Origin of the sequence: Corynebacterium sp. HMSC065D07 (genome assembly GCF_001810695.1) — a bacterium.
Classification (GTDB): domain Bacteria; phylum Actinomycetota; class Actinomycetes; order Mycobacteriales; family Mycobacteriaceae; genus Corynebacterium; species Corynebacterium hesseae.
This window is the reverse complement of sequence record NZ_KV802424.1, coordinates 19786-34893: the sequence shown is the minus strand read 5'-3', so window position 1 is coordinate 34893 and position 15108 is coordinate 19786. Positions and strand designations below refer to the sequence as shown.

At 60.8% G+C, this 15108-nt stretch carries 14 protein-coding genes and 1 tRNA gene; 7 read left to right on the top strand and 8 right to left on the bottom strand.

Features of this window, described 5'->3' with window-relative positions; translation table 11 throughout:
- The first annotated feature begins 275 nt into the window (after positions 1 to 275).
- Together HMPREF2760_RS01265 and HMPREF2760_RS12440 are read left to right on the top strand one after the other, a co-directional pair.
- Positions 276 to 1289 carry a DNA cytosine methyltransferase gene (locus HMPREF2760_RS01265; protein ID WP_118790703.1) on the top strand — a complete coding sequence of 338 codons (1014 nt, stop codon included), beginning with the start codon at positions 276 to 278 and terminating at the stop codon, positions 1287 to 1289.
- Between the two features lie 2 nt (positions 1290 to 1291).
- The gene (locus tag HMPREF2760_RS12440) at positions 1292 to 2176 is read left to right on the top strand and encodes an NgoMIV family type II restriction endonuclease (RefSeq protein ID WP_083304460.1); all 885 of its coding nucleotides are present in this window, start codon (positions 1292 to 1294) and stop codon (positions 2174 to 2176) included.
- An 86-nt stretch (positions 2177 to 2262) separates the two neighbouring features.
- On the opposite strand, the gene HMPREF2760_RS01260 is transcribed toward HMPREF2760_RS12440, so the two are convergent.
- Positions 2263 to 3141 carry a polysaccharide deacetylase family protein gene (locus tag HMPREF2760_RS01260; protein WP_070596413.1) on the bottom strand — a complete coding sequence of 293 codons (879 nt, stop codon included), beginning with the start codon at positions 3139 to 3141 and terminating at the stop codon, positions 2263 to 2265.
- A 171-nt stretch (positions 3142 to 3312) separates the two neighbouring features.
- On the opposite strand from HMPREF2760_RS01260, the gene HMPREF2760_RS01255 reads away from it, so the two are divergent.
- A tRNA-Ala gene (locus HMPREF2760_RS01255) sits at positions 3313 to 3385 on the top strand.
- A 54-nt stretch (positions 3386 to 3439) separates the two neighbouring features.
- On the opposite strand, the gene HMPREF2760_RS01250 is transcribed toward HMPREF2760_RS01255, so the two are convergent.
- The 5 genes from HMPREF2760_RS01250 to HMPREF2760_RS01230 form a co-directional block, all read right to left on the bottom strand.
- A complete protein-coding gene (locus tag HMPREF2760_RS01250; protein WP_070596411.1) occupies positions 3440 to 3931 on the bottom strand; it encodes a GNAT family N-acetyltransferase in 492 nt (163 codons plus the stop codon).
- A gap of 22 nt (positions 3932 to 3953) precedes the next feature.
- Positions 3954 to 5747: an ABC transporter ATP-binding protein gene (locus HMPREF2760_RS01245; RefSeq protein ID WP_070596409.1), complete on the bottom strand. Its 1794-nt coding sequence runs from the start codon at positions 5745 to 5747 to the stop codon at positions 3954 to 3956.
- Complete coding sequence (locus HMPREF2760_RS01240; RefSeq protein WP_070562161.1) at positions 5744 to 7318, bottom strand: ABC transporter transmembrane domain-containing protein; 1575 nt, start codon at positions 7316 to 7318, stop codon at positions 5744 to 5746. The genes HMPREF2760_RS01245 and HMPREF2760_RS01240 overlap by 4 nt, the downstream gene beginning before the upstream one ends.
- Before the next feature lie 73 nt (positions 7319 to 7391).
- The gene (locus HMPREF2760_RS01235) at positions 7392 to 7595 is read right to left on the bottom strand and encodes a hypothetical protein (RefSeq protein ID WP_070562159.1); all 204 of its coding nucleotides are present in this window, start codon (positions 7593 to 7595) and stop codon (positions 7392 to 7394) included.
- 167 nt (positions 7596 to 7762) lie between these two features.
- Positions 7763 to 8638 carry a hypothetical protein gene (locus HMPREF2760_RS01230; protein ID WP_070562156.1) on the bottom strand — a complete coding sequence of 292 codons (876 nt, stop codon included), beginning with the start codon at positions 8636 to 8638 and terminating at the stop codon, positions 7763 to 7765.
- Between the two features lie 374 nt (positions 8639 to 9012).
- Here HMPREF2760_RS01230 and HMPREF2760_RS01225 point away from each other — a divergent pair, with 374 nt between their 5' ends.
- Both HMPREF2760_RS01225 and metE read left to right on the top strand, forming a co-directional pair.
- On the top strand, positions 9013 to 9936 hold the full coding sequence (locus HMPREF2760_RS01225; protein WP_070562153.1) for a methylenetetrahydrofolate reductase: 924 nt from the start codon (positions 9013 to 9015) through the stop codon (positions 9934 to 9936).
- Positions 9933 to 12197 (top strand): 5-methyltetrahydropteroyltriglutamate--homocysteine S-methyltransferase, encoded by a 2265-nt coding sequence (gene metE / locus HMPREF2760_RS01220; protein ID WP_070596407.1) that lies wholly within the window; start codon positions 9933 to 9935, stop codon positions 12195 to 12197. Before HMPREF2760_RS01225 ends, metE begins: the two co-directional genes overlap by 4 nt.
- A 2-nt stretch (positions 12198 to 12199) precedes the next feature.
- On the opposite strand, the gene HMPREF2760_RS01215 is transcribed toward metE, so the two are convergent.
- On the bottom strand, positions 12200 to 12850 hold the full coding sequence (locus HMPREF2760_RS01215; RefSeq protein WP_070533561.1) for an HAD family hydrolase: 651 nt from the start codon (positions 12848 to 12850) through the stop codon (positions 12200 to 12202).
- A 69-nt stretch (positions 12851 to 12919) separates the two neighbouring features.
- Here HMPREF2760_RS01215 and HMPREF2760_RS01210 point away from each other — a divergent pair, with 69 nt between their 5' ends.
- Both HMPREF2760_RS01210 and HMPREF2760_RS01205 read left to right on the top strand, forming a co-directional pair.
- Positions 12920 to 13450, top strand: a complete 531-nt coding sequence (locus tag HMPREF2760_RS01210; RefSeq protein WP_039672975.1) for a peptidylprolyl isomerase — start codon at positions 12920 to 12922, stop codon at positions 13448 to 13450.
- Positions 13451 to 13521: 71 nt separating this feature from the next.
- Positions 13522 to 14166: a rhomboid family intramembrane serine protease gene (locus HMPREF2760_RS01205; protein ID WP_070596404.1), complete on the top strand. Its 645-nt coding sequence runs from the start codon at positions 13522 to 13524 to the stop codon at positions 14164 to 14166.
- Positions 14167 to 14476: 310 nt separating this feature from the next.
- Here HMPREF2760_RS01205 and HMPREF2760_RS01200 read toward each other — a convergent pair whose 3' ends face one another.
- Positions 14477 to 15103 (bottom strand): response regulator, encoded by a 627-nt coding sequence (locus HMPREF2760_RS01200; RefSeq protein WP_246823601.1) that lies wholly within the window; start codon positions 15101 to 15103, stop codon positions 14477 to 14479.
- Between the last annotated feature and the right edge of the window lie 5 nt (positions 15104 to 15108).

Sequence of the window (15108 nt, the reverse complement as noted above, 5' to 3'; positions counted from 1 at the left end):
TCGTGTGGCTCGATGGGCTCCGGGATAAGCAGGCTTCGCCACCATATGCCGGAGACTCTCTCGAGCAGCCGGCTGGGTGAGCAAGGGGAAGAAAAGAACCCTAGAGCCGTTTATATGAATCGAGGGCTGCTGACCTTTGCTTCGCGAGTTTGGCATGAGCAGTGAGCTACCAATTGCTCCAGCACCCATCTTAATTCAAACATGCATTCGACCTCCTTGCCTTATTCGCGTCATTGCTCTCTTGAACGTCCGGTGGGCTATGTACAATCAGCGGCGTGCATAACTCGTTAACTTCTGTTGAAATCTGCGCTGGCGCCGGCGGTCAAGCTTTGGGTCTCGAAAACGCTGGTTTTGAGCATTTGGTTGCAGTAGAGATTGACGAGTTTGCCGTTCAAACCCTTCGCGTTAACCGACCGCATTGGAATGTTGTTGAAGCAGATGTCCTCGAATTCGATCCTGAGCCTTATGTAGGAGCGGATCTCTTTGCTGGTGGTGTCCCATGCCCGCCCTTCTCTATCGCAGGACAGCAACTTGGTGAAGACGATGAACGTGACCTCTTTCCCCGCGCTTTGGAAATGATCAAGCAGATAGATCCACGCGCTGTAATGCTGGAAAACGTTAAGGGCCTAGGGCAAAAGCGGTTTGAAGAATATCGTGCTCGCATCATCACTCGTCTGGAGCAAATGGGGTACAGCGTCTTTTGGAAGCTGCTTCAAGCTGCTGACTATGGAGTTCCCCAGCTTCGGCCGCGGTTTATTCTGGTCGCAGTCAAAGAAGAATACGCTCCCTACTTCTTCTGGCCGCCAGCGAACTGGCAATGGAAGACCGTGGGCGAAGCTTTAGAAATACTTATGGGACAAAATGGTTGGACAGGTGCCGCAGAGTGGGCTAAAAAGGCGAACAAGGTAGCGCCAACTCTGGTTGGAGGGTCCAAGAAGCACGGCGGCCCCGATGTTGGACCCACAAGAGCCAAAGCTGCTTGGAAAGAACTCGGAGTAAAAGGAACTTCAATTGCCGAGACTGCTCCTGAAGAAGATTTCCCAACTAACCTCGACAAGGACTTACCACGTCTCACTGTTCAGATGGGCGGCGTGATTCAGGGATTCCCTCAAAACTGGATTTGGCAGGGGAAGAAGACCGCGCAATGGCGGCAGGTCGGTAATGCTTTCCCACCCCCTGTGGCTGAGGCCGTCGGCTCGCGGATCGCTGCGGCATTAAATAAAGAACCACTACCTGATGGTGTTTACGCTGCTGAACCAACTCGCGTACCAGATTCACTAAGGTTCTAACTATGACTCAACCAGCCTTAATTACAGCTGCACGTAAACAGTTTCACCAGCAATTAATTGATTCGGGCGTGTTGGCTCTCACTGAAACGCCAAGTGGAGAAAGTATCGCTTCCAATGCTGATAGAGGTCAGCGCGCCAGTAAAGTACTTTCGGCACACATTGCGCGTCAGCTCAATGTTCCTTTAGTTCAAGGTAAGGGCGCCGGACAATCGACGGGGGCAAATTTTGAAAAAGCTGTGCAAAGGTTCCTAGCAGCGACATTTCCTTATATGCAAACAGTTCGTCCCGGGGATTGGATGGTTCAAAATTTAGGTAACTCTAGACGTCAAGACCATCTTGCCCGTTATGAGCCGTATCGTCACTTGGCTGAACTTGCCGAAGCCGTAAAGCAGCATCCGGAACTTGGCGCTGCGCTCGGAAATAGCTACGTCATATCTCCTGATGTTGTAGTTATCCGCAGTGCAGCCTCCGATAATGTTATTAACTCAGACTTGCCGATTGTTGATAAAGAACAAGCACTGCTGTCCCCTTTCCGTGCTTCCAACGGTGAAACACCCGGATTCATACATGCCGTGGTCTCTTGCAAGTTCACTATGCGCTCAGACCGCTCCCAAAACACCCGCTCTGAAGCTTTAAACCTCATACGCAATCGCAAAGGCCGAGCACCCCACATTGTTGCTGTGACTGCTGAACCAACAATGAGCCGTATTGCGTCCTTGGCGCTCGGCACAGGTGATGTAGACATGGTCTACCACGTAATGCTGCCTGAACTTCAACAAGCAGTCTCAGAGGTAGGTTCAGACGATGCTAAGGAACTCATGCGCACCTTGTTAGAAGGTAATCGACTGAGAGACATCGCGGATCTACCTTTAGACTTAGCTGTTTAAAGCTACCAAGTCTTACCTAGCAGCTAAGGGGCAAGTGAACCGCATATTGCTGACGGTTTGAGTTACCTAATTGGCTGTTTCGTGCACTATCGCCTGAAGTACTGCCTGCCGGGCTCGGGATTGGGGATGAGGCGGTCGAGGCTGACTGGCTCGAGGCCCTTCGCGCGCAGTCCGTCGATGACGCAGTCTGCGGCGCCTACGGTTGTGGCGTGAATGTCGTGCATGAGGACGATGGAGCCGGGCTGCGCCCCGCTGACTGCGGCCTCGCAGACGTGCTCAGCATTGCGGTCCTTCCAATCCACGGTGTCGACGGACCAGAGGGCTTGTGCCTGGCCGTTAGCCCTCGCAGCGGCATCCACAGTGCCGTTGGTGGCACCGTACGGGGGACGCATCCACCGAGGGCTCTCGCCCGTTGCTGCCTTGATGGCGGCGGCCCCGGCCTTGATCTCGCCGTCTACGTCGCTGGGGGAGAGCTTGTTGAGCTCACGGTGGGATGCGGTGTGGCTTCCCACGGTGTGGCCCTCAGCCTTCATGCGGCGCAGCAGCTCCGGGTGCACGGTGGCACTAGGGGCTAAGACCATGAAGCTGGCGTGGGCGTCCTTGGCCTTCAGGGTGTCGAGGAGCTGAGCGGTCAACTCGCCGGGGCCATCGTCATAGGTGATAGCCACGCAGTTGGAGCAGGTGGAATCAGCAACCGACTGCGACTGCTGCTTGCCGGATTGTGCGGGCTTCTCAGCTGGCCGCGAGGAGCCGGCAAAGACAGGACTGTTTTGAAGCTCCTTGGGAAGTGCGTCGTAGGCGTCCTGTTCCAGTTGCTTAAGGTCCTTCTGGACGTCGGCGAGCTGTGGCAACTTCGGCTGTTGAATCACCGGCTGGGGAAGCTCCACGGCAGCAGCGGTGCCAGGCAGGGCCGTGGCTGCTGCAAGGGCGATGAGGGAGCGGACAAGAACACTTTTTCGGCGCATGACAACCTTCCACAGACTTTCTTAAGACGCTTTATTGTCTGTCCGGTGAAGGTGGATTATCCCTAGTGACACGCAACTAGAGTGAAAGAAGTTAACTCCTGAGGTTTCGCTAGGCCCGTAATAGGGGTGATTTCGTTGCTTTTACCGAGAGGAGTACGCTCTACAGGTATTGGGGCATTAGCTCAGTTGGTAGAGCGTTGCGTTCGCAATGCAAAGGTCAGGGGTTCGATTCCCCTATGCTCCACAGGGCGCTCACACAGTGAGCGCCCTTTAACTTTTCCGTGCTTTTCCGGTTGGCTTAGTCGACATCCTTAAAGCGCTTGACCAGGACGATGTGGCCGCCTCTTTCACCCACCGGCTCGAAGCCAAGGTGCAGGTAGAGACGGTGGGCGCGGTCATTATCTTTAGCCACCGACAGCGAGATACCTGGGGCGCTCATCTCGCGGGCGAGTTCGGTGGCGGCGTCGATAAGCATGGTGCCCACTCCTTGGCTGCGGAAGCGAGGTTCCACAGCTAGAGCAAGCTCCGGGATGCCTTCAATAACGTGGCCAAAACCATGGCGCTCAGCTGTGCCCCAATTCAGCCACACGCCACCGGCAGGGACGTGGCCCTCCCAGGCGATGAAACCTCCGCGGGAAGGCTCCCAACCGCCGAGGTAGTAGTCAAAGCCTTCCTCGAAACCCGCAGGAAGCTCCTTGTGCTCATCGCCGAAGGTATCGGCGAGGAAATTGATGCGGGCGAGGTAGGTGCGGTCAGCTTCAGTAAGGGAAAGAAGATGCATAGCTTCCATGGTAGGACGCGGCGTGCACCACCTATGAGCCGTGCTCCCACTGGGCATAGGCCGAGGCATAGCGCCCGCCCAGGTTCATCAGCTCGGCGTGGGTGCCATCCTCGACGATCTGACCCTGTTCCATGACGATGATGCGGTCGGCCTCGCGAGCCTGGTCCAGGCGGTGGGCAACGACGAGCGCGGTGCGGCCCCTCGTGACTGCCTTGGCAGCGTGCTCGAGAACCTCGGCGTGTTCGGAGCCGGCCTCGGAGGTGGCCTCATCCATGATGAGCACCGGCGGCTGGCGCAGGATCATGCGGGCCAGGGAAAGCTGTTGCTCGGCTTCAGCACCGATCTCTTCATTACCCGCACCAATGAGCGTATCGAGGCCTTGGGGCAGCCAACGCGACTGCTCATCCAGGCCCACCGTGTTGAGCGCATGCCACAGCTCCTCATCGCTGGCGTCAGGTTTGGCCAGGAGCAGGTCCTCGCGCAAGGTGCCGGAGAAGAGATGGACTTCTTGGGTAATGAGCGCGACGTGCTCTGTAATCCACGTATTGGGCACTGAGGCGGTATCGATGCCATCGAGGCTGATGTTCCCCGCCGATGGGTACTGCAGGCCCGCCACGAGGGCGGCGAGCGTGGATTTACCCGCACCGGAGGTACCCACCAGGGCGGTGGTGGTGCCGGCGGTGAGGGTCAGGGAGACGTCGTCAAGCACGCGTGCCCCGCCGGGGTAGGCGTAGGAAAGGTGCTCGATGGTGATGGTGGGGGCGTCGTGTAGCCGGGGAGTGTCCTTGAGCTCCTTCGTACCAGCGCTGTTGTCCAAGGTGGCCAGGGCCACCGCGCGGCCGAGGGACGTCACGGAATGCTGGATCTCGCCGGCGAAGAAGAGGATGTTGAACACGTGGATCTCCAACCGCATGACCAGCAGCACGGCGGCGGTGGCCTCGCCAGGTGTCAACCATTCCCACATCACCATCGGCACGGACATGAGGACGGAGCCCAGCAGCAACACCGCGAAGGCCAGGGCGCCTTGGCCCAGGATGCGGTTGATGAGCGGCACCTTGTCGCCCCAGGCCTGTACCGTGTCCCAGGAATAGCGCTCCATGCGTGCATGCGCCCAATCCTTCAGGGAGAACTGGCGGAGGGTCTCCAGGGCGCGAATCGTGTCCAGCAGCACGTTGTTGCGGTAGGCCTCCACCGAGGACACCTCGTTGGCCACGGCGGGGATATCCCGCATGGTGCCGCGGATGAAGGGGTAGAGCAGACAACTTACCGCGATGAAAAGCAGCGCATAAGCGGGGTGAATGAAGATCATCATGAGCGCGGTCAGCGGCAGCATGAAGAGCGTGAGCACGAGGCGGTCACCCATCATGGAGATGGTCATGACGACGGTGTCGATGTCCTTGGATAGGCGCGTGATGATGTTACCGGTGCCCAATTCCATGACGGCGGGCACGGGGGCGCCGAGGGCGGAATCCAGCGCTGAGGTGCGCAGATCTACCGAGAGACGGCGGGTAGTGGAGGTAACCAACAAGCGGCCCACTGTGCGGCCGGTGACCTCCACGAGGAAGCCCACCGCGATAACAACGAGCGCGCCCACCATGGCTGCGCGCCCCGTGCCAAGGATGGGGATCTCCACGCCCTGGATGATGTCCACGACGCGGCCAAGCACCTGGGAGACCAGGTTCATCATGATGACCGTAACGGTAAACAGTCCGAAGAAAAGGGCGATGCCAAGCCGACTGGGCGCACTGGGCAGGGTCTTCAGAAAACGGAGACACTCCCGCGGGGAGGCAGGTGCAAGGGCATCCGCGCGATCCTGCTGGCTCATAGCTCCACCACCTCATCGGCGTTGGCGGCCCACGTGGAGGCGGATGTAATGATCACGGTGGTCTTGCCGGCGCGCAGTTCACGCACGCGCTTGGCGACGTCCGCCAGGGTCAACGAATCCAGTCCCGTCGTGGGGTTGTCCAGCACGAGGACATCGGGGTCGAGGGCGAGCGCGCGGGCAAGCGCGACGCGCTGGCGCTGGCCGCCGGAGAGGTTGAGGCCGGCCTCACCGATGGGCGCGGTGGGTAGCTCGCCGTTGGGACCAAGCCCACCGAGGCGGATAACAATATCCTCGCAGGCGGAGGCGTGGAGGGCGTCGTGAAGCTGCGTAGCGCTAGCACTGCGGAGCGGATCGACGTTGTCCTGCAGGGTGCCCTCCAACACGGAGATGCGGTGTGGCGGGCACAAGGCGCCGTGCTCATGGAGGTAGCGCACCCAAGAGTCCACGGTGCTGCGCCCCTCTGTGCTGATAGGCATCCACACGTGCAAGCCGGGGGAGAGGTCAATCGGCGTGCCGGCGGCCTCGGTGGTGTTGGAAGAAAGCTGTCCGAGCAGCTCGCCGACGCGCTCCACGGAGGCACGCGCCCGCGCCCAGTTCTCCGTGAGCAGGCCGAGAGACACACCCAGCGCGGTGAGCGCGGGCGGGACGAGCATGGTGATCGCCATCATCCCGCCGGGGGCGATGCGGCCCTCGAAGGTTTCCCAGGAGGTCCAGGCAAGAATGCCCACGGCAAAGGACGCGGGAACCATCTGGCGCAGCCAGGCCATGAGGGAGGACAGCTTGGCCTCGCGGAGCATGGCACCCAAGGAGTTCTGGGCGGCGTCAGAAAAACGTTGGCGCGCGATGTCCTTGGCGCCGAGGCCTTTGATGACCCGGGAGCCTTGAGCAAAGTCCGTGGCGAGTGAAAGCGCGGTGTTCTCCAACTGGCGGCGGCGCGCGGCGATCCTCGTCAGCGGCTTCGTGGTGGCCCAGGAGGCCAGCGCGGTGGCGAGTGCACCAATCAGCAGCACAGCTGAGACCTGCCAGGAAATCGGGGCCAGGCTGACCACCGCGCCCAAGAGGTAGCCCACCATGACCAGTGGGAAGTTGAGGATCTGCTTGAGTTGGCCGATGTAGTGCGAATCCTCATCCATCGTGTTGAGCAGCCGGCCGGGGCTAATGCCTGCAGTGGAAGCGCTCAGCAACTTATCCAGCAGGTTAAGGCGCAGCGTATGGGTGGTGCGGGCTTGGGATAAGTCTGTGAAGGCATCCGCCGTGGCCTCGCAGATATAGGCGATGAAGAGGAGGATCGCCGTGGCCGCAAGCGGCAGCGCTACGGTGCGCCAGGAAGGCTCGGAGAAGGCATACTGCGTGGTCTGGCCGACGATGACGGAGACCAACGCGCCCAGCGGCGCGTTGATGAGGGTGGCAACGAAGATGCCGATAACGCCGGTGCGCTGGGCGCCGAGCAGACGCCACGTGGCTTTAGCTGGGCGGGAGAAGTTGGTGGTCTCGGTGAGGGAAACCTCGCCGGAAGGTGGCTCATCGGGGAGATACCACGACCACGTCCGCATGCGTGGATAGTGAGTCATAAAGACTCATCCTATAGCGCAAAAAAGGATGGATGAGTGATTCAGATTACGATCGGTGACTCACTGTGGGAACTTAAGCTAGGTGGTAATTTTCCACGTCATAGCCGTTGAACTCGCGGTCGACTCCATAATCATCGACGGAGCTAAACTGCGTGCCGTTTTCAATGGCAAAGCGCAGGTTGTCCACGCGGGTGGACGGATCGCCGCTCACGGCACCTGCGGGGAAATAAAAGGTCTCCCCGTTCTTGAGCTTGACTACGAGCGACTCAAAGCTCATGTCTGATCTCCTTGCCTGCTGTTGATAGGGCTTCCCGCGCAAAACAGCGCGCGGGCACCGATCTATGAGGATCGATGCCGATTAGCCTTCAATTCAAGCAGGTCGGGCGCGCGGGGGCAACGCAGTGAGATCAAGGCAACGAAATGCACACCCCCAAGGTTGGGGGGTTAGTTCTCGTCCTCGGTCTGGAGGCGGTGCTTGCCCTCGGACTCGTGATCATCGGTGATGCGGGAGGTGTCGGCATCCTTCTTGTCGGCGTTGCTGACCTCAATCTCGGTCTCGACGGCGTCCTGGATGGCGGTTTCTTCCTCGCGGTGCTTGGCCAGCTGCTCATCGAGGGAACCCAGCAGCTCTTCATCGCGCTCGACGACGCCTTCCTCGGCCAAGTCGGACTCCTTCTTGGCGTCATCCTCGGTGGTGGAGGTGTAGACCAAGGTGGAACCCTGCGGTGCGGACGGGGAAGAGAAGTCCTCAACGCGCGGCGGGACGGCGGATTCCTTCTCCTTCTTCTGGGTGAAGAAGTAGTAGATGCCACCGCCGATGGCAGCAATGGCGGCAACCAGCGCGGAGATCAGCCAGATCTTCGAGCCCTTCTTCTTATCCTTGCCGCTGATGGCGCGGGCCTTCTTCTGCAGCTGGGCGCTTTGCTTCTGTGCCTTCTTCTCAGCCTTGGAAGCCTTCTTCTTGGCCTGCTTGCGGGCCTTGGTGGCCTTCTTTTCAGCCTGCCTCTGGGTCTTCTCCCACTTCTTGGTGGCCTTGTCCTGGGCGTCTGCGGCGGCAGCGGAGAGCTTCTCGGTTGCTTCCTCGCTGCGCTCCTTGAGCTGTTCGAGGGTGCGCTCGAGGCGGGCATGCGCGGCCTTGGTCACGGCACCGGCTTCGCGGCGTGCCTCCGGGAACCACTCGTCATCGCGCTCTTCCATGCGGGCGGCGGCGGTCTCCAGGACGGAGTAGGCCTCGCGAGCCTTTTCATCGCGGCGTTCCTTGAGGCGCTCCACCAGGGCGGAGGTGGCGCTAATTGCTGTGGACAGTGCGGTGGGGTTCATCGGGAGAGATGCTCCTTTACGTCAATGCTTGAGGCGATTGCTCGGTGGGTAACTGTTTATGGAGTGGTTGTCTGCGCCGGACGGGACACTGCACATGTGTGTCCGCGTTAGCGCTGGATACTCCCTTTCAGCGTAGTGGCGGCAGCTACGTCCTGCCACCACGGGACGAAAGTAGAGAGCGGTTCAAAGAAAATAGACAGCTTTGTACGGAACAGTGGCCTTTTTATTCACCACAGGTTTGGGCAACGGTGCAGCTGGCTGGGTTGGAAAGGTATGACCATTTCCTAAATGCTTTCGCTCAAAATGGACAGCTTGGTACGTTTTCCACCAACAGCACAGATGACCGACCACGATAACCTGCAGAGGAGGTGAGCATGTCCCCGCGACTCTCCGCATCCGCGCCACTAGACCAAATCAGCGAAGATACGCCTAAGCGACCACAGCGCACCGCTCTCTCCTTCGAGGTGATCCCACCGCGCCACGATGCGGACGCCAAAAAGATTGACCGTTTGCTCGACACGCTTGCCGCATATAACCCCGATTACATCGCCGTCACCAGCTCCCAGCGCTCCGGGTGGCTGGAGGGAACCGCGGCCTTCATTGAGAAGATTTCGCGCGATACCGCGATGCGTCCCCTGGCGCACCTGGCTTGTACTGCCGGCACGGAGGAAGAGCTCGTTGGCTGGATCGACACGCTCGTCGACGCCGGCGTGCGCGGCCTCCTCGCGCTTCGCGGCGACCTGCCCGAGGGCGGGATGCCCGAAGGCCACTTGCCGCACGCCGACTCCCTCGTCCGGCTCATCCGCCGCTGGGAATCCGCCCGCGTGGCGCGCTTGGCCGCTGGGCGCTTGGCCGTGGGCGTGGCTTGCTACCCCAACGGTCACGCCGAGTCCGCCACGGCGGACGAGGACATCGACGTTCTCCTGGCCAAGCAACGCCTCGGCGCTGACTTCGCCATCACCCAGCTCTTCTTTGACGCGGAGGATTACGTCCGCTTCGCCCAACGCGCCCGGCTGGCGGGCGTGCGCATTCCGCTCATCCCCGGGATCATGCCGATGACTAGCCGTGCTCGGGTGGAGCGAATGTGCCAGCTGTCCGGGCTGGACGGGCCACCGCAGGTGCTCGATCAGCTCGCGGCAGCGACTTCCCCCGAGGAAGAGAAAGAAATCGGGATGCAGCTTACGGCCTCCCTGGCGAAATCGGTGATGAACGCCGGCGCCGACGGGCTGCACATCTACACGCATAACAATCCAGACATTACGACTGACCTGCTACATCGAATTGGAGTTACCCCATGACCGCACCATTTCCCAAGGCAACGATTGAGGGCTATCCCCGCGTAGGTGCCCATCGTGAGCTTAAGCGCGCGCTGGAGTCCTACTGGTCCGGCAAGATTGATGCCGAGACCTTCGAATCCGCCGCGCACTCCCTGCGCCTCGATACCTACGCCCGCCTCAAGGAGCTGGGTCTCACTGAGGATTACGCCATCCCGGCGGACGTTGCGTACTACGACCACGTCCTCGAGACCGCGCTGACCGTGGGCGCTGCCCAGGGCGAGAGCCTCGATGACGAATTCACCTTGGCCCGCGGCAACAAGGACACCGCGCCGCTGGAGATGACCAAGTGGTTCGACACCAACTACCACTACATCGTCCCTGAAATCAGCGATGACCAGACCTTTAGTGCCCGCCCCCAGCGCGTGCTCAAGATCGTCGAGGAGGCTCGCGCCGCAGGCCACACCGTGCGCCCGGTCCTCGTTGGCCCCGTGACCCTGCTGGCCCTGTCCAAGCAGGCCGAGGGCGCCACCAAGCAGCCGCTCGACCGCCTCGATGAGTTCGTGGACTCCTACCTCACCGTGCTGGAGCAGCTTGCCGACGCCAACGTGGAGTGGCTCCAGCTCGTTGAGCCGGCCCTGGTCGCTGACCTCGCCGCGGCTGACGACGCCACCCTCGCCGCCGCGCTCAAGAGCGCTTATGGCCGCATCCTTAGCGCGGAGAAGCGCCCGCAGGTCTACCTGACCACGCCCTATGGTTCCCTCAATGCTGGCCTTGACGTCATCGCTGAGCTCAAGCCGGAAGCGGTCCAGGTGGATCTCTCGGTGGGCACCTTGGCGCTGGACAATTCCTACCTCGAGCGCGTCGCTAAGCTTGCCGAAGCCACCCACCTCGCCGCCGGCCTCGTCGACGGCCGCAACGTCTGGGCCGCCAACCTGCGCGACCTGCGCGAAAAGCTCGAGACCCTGGGCGAAGGCGTCACCGTAACCACCTCCGTGTCCCTGCAGCACGTCCCGCACACCGTCGAGGCGGAGACCTCCCTGCCGGTCGACGTTGCCACCTGGTTCGCCTTCGCCGACGAGAAGGTCCGCGAGGTCGTCGCACTCGCCGCCGGCCCGCTCGACGCCCCGGAGGCATACGCGCAGGCCGACCGCGCCGTGCGCACCCGCGCCGAGTCCTCCCGCATCCACAACCAGGCCGTGCAGGAGCGCACCGCGCAGCTGCCGGAGGGCCAGGTCCAGCGCCAGCCGGAGTTCGCTGAGCGCAACAAGGCACAGGAGGCCCTCGGCCTGCCGCAGCTGCCGACCACCACCATCGGTTCCTTCCCACAGACCTCTGAGATCCGCGCCGCCCGCGCCGCGCACCGCAAGGGTGAGCTCTCCGACGCCGACTACACCGAGGCCCTGCGCAACGAGGTGAAGTCCGTCATCGAGCTCCAGGAGCGCCTAGGCCTTGATGTCCTGGTCCACGGCGAGCCGGAGCGCAACGACATGGTGCAGTACTTCGCCGAGCTTCTCGACGGCTTCGTCGTCACCGAGAACGGCTGGGTCCAGTCCTACGGCTCCCGCTGCACCCGTCCGCCGATCGTGGTTGGTGACATCTCCCGCCCGAAGGCTATGACCACCGAGTGGGCGAAGTTCGCGCAGTCCCTGTCCGAGAAGCACGTCAAGGGCATGCTCACCGGCCCGGTGACCATTCTGGCCTGGTCCTTCGTGCGCGATGACGTCCAGCAGTCCGTCTCCGCCGACCAGCTCGGCGTGGCGCTGGCCGACGAAGTCCGCGACCTCGAAGAGGCCGGCATCGACATCATCCAGATCGATGAGCCCGCCCTGCGTGAGCTGTTGCCGCTGCGCGAGAAGGACCGCAAGGCCTACCTCGACTGGGCCGTGCGCTCCTTCCGAGTGGTTTCCTTGCAGGCGAAGCCTGAAACCCAGATCCACACGCACCTCTGCTACTCGGAGTTCGGCCAGATCATTGACGCCGTCGCCGGCCTCGACGCCGATGTCACCTCCATCGAGGCCGCCCGCTCCCGCATGGAGCTGCTCGAGGACATCGATGAGAAGTTCCACTCCGAGATCGGCCCGGGCATCTACGACATCCACTCCCCGCGCATCCCGTCCGTGGCGGAAATGGCCGAGCTCATCCGCGCCGCTCTGAAGAACGTGCCTGTGGAGCGCCTGTGGGTCAACCCGGACTGCGGCCTGAAGACCCGCGGCTACGAGGAGACCGAGGCTTCCCTGCGCAATATGGTCCTCGCCCGCGACGAGGTCCGCTCTAGCCTCTAGGTTTAAATCCAAAGATTTAAACCGTTCATCGCCGTCAGCTCACTGAGCGCGGCGATGTCTCCGTTTCCGGCCCTATCGAAGTGCAGTGCCTTGAGCCCCGCTGCACGTGCACCCTCGACGTCATTAGCCACCGAATCACCAATCATGAGCGTGGAGCCAGGCTCTACCTCTAGGCGCCGACAAGCCTCGAGGTAGGCCTCTCGGTGCGGTTTTGGCTTAGCCATTTCCACGGTGGGAAAGAGCTCGACGTCTGGCAGGTCGAGCCCGCCCGCCCGTAGTTTTGCCTCCTGCATGTCCCGCGCACCGTTCGTCAGAATGCCGACCTTGAGGCCCAGGGATAGGACGTGCTGGAGGGCGGGGAGGGCGTCGCCAAGCGCCTGCCAGTGCTTTTCATACGCGGCCAAATACTTGGCATATTCCGCCAGCGCCTCCTGCTCCGTCATCTCTGGACGGCCCAAGAATTCGCGGCAGCGCTCCACGCGCTGGCCCTGGTGGGTGACCTCGCCGCGCTCGTAGGCGGCGAACCACTTGCGCTCGATCTCCGCGAAGCGCTCATGGTGCCCGCCCGGCAGCCACTCCTCGACGGCCGCATGCATCGCGGCGGTGTGGTCCATGAGGGTGTCATCGAGATCGAAGAGAACGGCGCGAATCATGCTTGCAACCCTACGCAGATCGCTGACAGCGTCGCGGCGGAACAACGAAATGGTGGAAATTTCCATACAATGGCTGGCATGACTCAGAAGACCGCAACTGCAACGATGCACACCAACTACGGTGACATTGTTATCGACCTGTTCGGTAACCACGCACCGGTAACCGTTGAGAACTTCATCGGCCTGGCTAAGGGCGAGAAGGACTACACCACCCAGAACGCCAAGGGCGAGCAGTCCGGCCCGTTCTACGATGGCGCTATTTTCCACCGCGTCATCGACCAGTTCATGATCCAGGGCGGCGACCCGACCGGCACCGGCCGTGGCGGCCCCGGCTACCAGTTCCAGGATGAGTTCCACCCGGAGCTGCAGTTTGACCGCCCGTTCCTGCTGGCCATGGCGAATGCCGGCCCGGGCACCAACGGCTCCCAATTCTTCATCACCGTGGCGCCGACCCCGCACCTGAACAACCACCACACCATCTTCGGTGAGGTCACCGACGCGGCTTCCCAGGAAGTCGTGTCCAAGATTGCGAAGGTCTCCACCGACCGCATGGACCGTCCGGCTGAGGACGTTGTCATCGAGTCCATCGAGATCGCCTAAGCGTTCTTAGCTTTTCATCTGAGCCCGCTGCCACGTGATGTGGTGGCGGGCTCGTTGTTTTAGGAGTCCGTGTGAAGAACTATCTGAAATCAGCGCCAGTCACCATGGTGCTCATGGTGCTGTGCATTGGGGCATGGTTGGTCACGGCCATCCAGGCCAAGACCCTCTCGACGCCCTACTATCGCAGCTTGCTGGCCCAAGACTGGACGCTGTGGGGCCCTGAAGTGTCCGAGCACCCCACAACTGTCATTACCGCGGGCTTTATGCATCTCGACGCCGGGCACCTCTTGGTCAACATGGTGATGCTGTTCTTTGTGGGTAGGGAAGTAGAACGCGCCCTGGGCAGCGCGCTGTACGTGGCGGCCTATCTCATCTCCATTGTGGGCTCTTCCGCCGCGGTGCTGTGGATGGATTTCGGGACACCCACGGTGGGCGCCTCCGGTGCTCTCTTTGCGCTCATGGGTCTACTCATTGGTGTGTACCGCAGCCGCGGTTTAGACCTGCGCGCGCCCATCGTCTTGGTCGTAGCAAACGTTATCTACAGCTTTGTGGCGGAGAACGTCTCCGTGTGGGGGCACTTGGGCGGTTTGCTCACAGGACTGCTGTTGGCGCCATTCCTCTTTCGCCAACGCACGTGGCTGCGTTGGCTGGGGATATGGCTTATCGGGGCGATAGCTGCTGTTGCAGCGGCGCTGCGAGCTGGGCTTTGGGGATAACTCGGGCGTGTTATCCACCAAAACCTCTGTGCGAAAGAATTCCACATAAGTTATCCACATTGTGGATAACTACATTTTTGTAATTTACCGAACGTGTGGGCCAAGATAACCGCAGATCAGCAGCGTATTAGGTTGTGTTCGAAGTTTTTGTGCGGGCTGTGGGAAGCGTGAAAACACTTATCCACAGGGTGTGGAGAAAGGCTGTGGAATTCGTTCTCCACAGAGTTATCCCCACCCTGTGGATAACTTTGTACCCAAGGTGTTAACAGTGCTCCGGCTGCGAGGTGGTGTTGGGAACTGCGCCCCCTCGTTAGCTCACCACTCCTGCGCGAAAGGCCCAGATCACGAGCTGTACTCGCGAACTAGCTCCAACTTTGGCCATCGCAGATGACAAATGAGTCTTGACCGTAGAGGGCTCCAAATACAGCTCGCGCCCGATTTCGATGTTGGTCAATCCTTTGCCCAGGGCCCGTACGCAATCGAGTTCGCGCGGCGTGAGTAGGGCTGAATCTACCGTGGCCCGCGCTTTCCGCCGACCAAATTCCGCAATCACCCTTTTAGTAACCGCAGCGTCGACCATGCCTTCACCTGAGGCCGCGTGTTTGACGCCTTGGATGAGGTCGATCATTGGGGAGTCTTTCAGCATGACGCCACAGGCACCGGCTTCGAGGGCACCAAAGACGTATTCGTCTAGGTCAAAGGTGGTGATCACGATGACTGCTGGGGGATTGTCTTGCTTGTTAATCTCCGTGGTTGCATAGATCCCGTCCCCGTCAGGCATGCGGATATCGAGGCACACCACATCAATGTCGCGAGCCTTTGCAGCTGCTATCGCCTCATTCCCGGAAGCTGCCTCAGCCACAACTTTGATCTCACCGGTGGCCTCGAAGATTGCCTTTAATCCCTGTCTGATCAGAGGTTGGTCATCAACTAACAAGACTC

Coding starts and splice junctions, on each gene's coding strand:
- HMPREF2760_RS12440 (WP_083304460.1), top strand. CDS start 1,292: ATGACTCAACCAGCCTTAATTACAGCTGCACGTAAACAGTTTCACCAG.
- HMPREF2760_RS01260 (WP_070596413.1), bottom strand. CDS start 3,141: ATGCGCCGAAAAAGTGTTCTTGTCCGCTCCCTCATCGCCCTTGCAGCA.
- HMPREF2760_RS01250 (WP_070596411.1), bottom strand. CDS start 3,931: ATGGAAGCTATGCATCTTCTTTCCCTTACTGAAGCTGACCGCACCTAC.
- HMPREF2760_RS01245 (WP_070596409.1), bottom strand. CDS start 5,747: ATGAGCCAGCAGGATCGCGCGGATGCCCTTGCACCTGCCTCCCCGCGG.
- HMPREF2760_RS01240 (WP_070562161.1), bottom strand. CDS start 7,318: ATGACTCACTATCCACGCATGCGGACGTGGTCGTGGTATCTCCCCGAT.
- HMPREF2760_RS01235 (WP_070562159.1), bottom strand. CDS start 7,595: ATGAGCTTTGAGTCGCTCGTAGTCAAGCTCAAGAACGGGGAGACCTTT.
- HMPREF2760_RS01230 (WP_070562156.1), bottom strand. CDS start 8,638: ATGAACCCCACCGCACTGTCCACAGCAATTAGCGCCACCTCCGCCCTG.
- HMPREF2760_RS01225 (WP_070562153.1), top strand. CDS start 9,013: ATGTCCCCGCGACTCTCCGCATCCGCGCCACTAGACCAAATCAGCGAA.
- metE (WP_070596407.1), top strand. CDS start 9,933: ATGACCGCACCATTTCCCAAGGCAACGATTGAGGGCTATCCCCGCGTA.
- HMPREF2760_RS01215 (WP_070533561.1), bottom strand. CDS start 12,850: ATGATTCGCGCCGTTCTCTTCGATCTCGATGACACCCTCATGGACCAC.
- HMPREF2760_RS01210 (WP_039672975.1), top strand. CDS start 12,920: ATGGCTGGCATGACTCAGAAGACCGCAACTGCAACGATGCACACCAAC.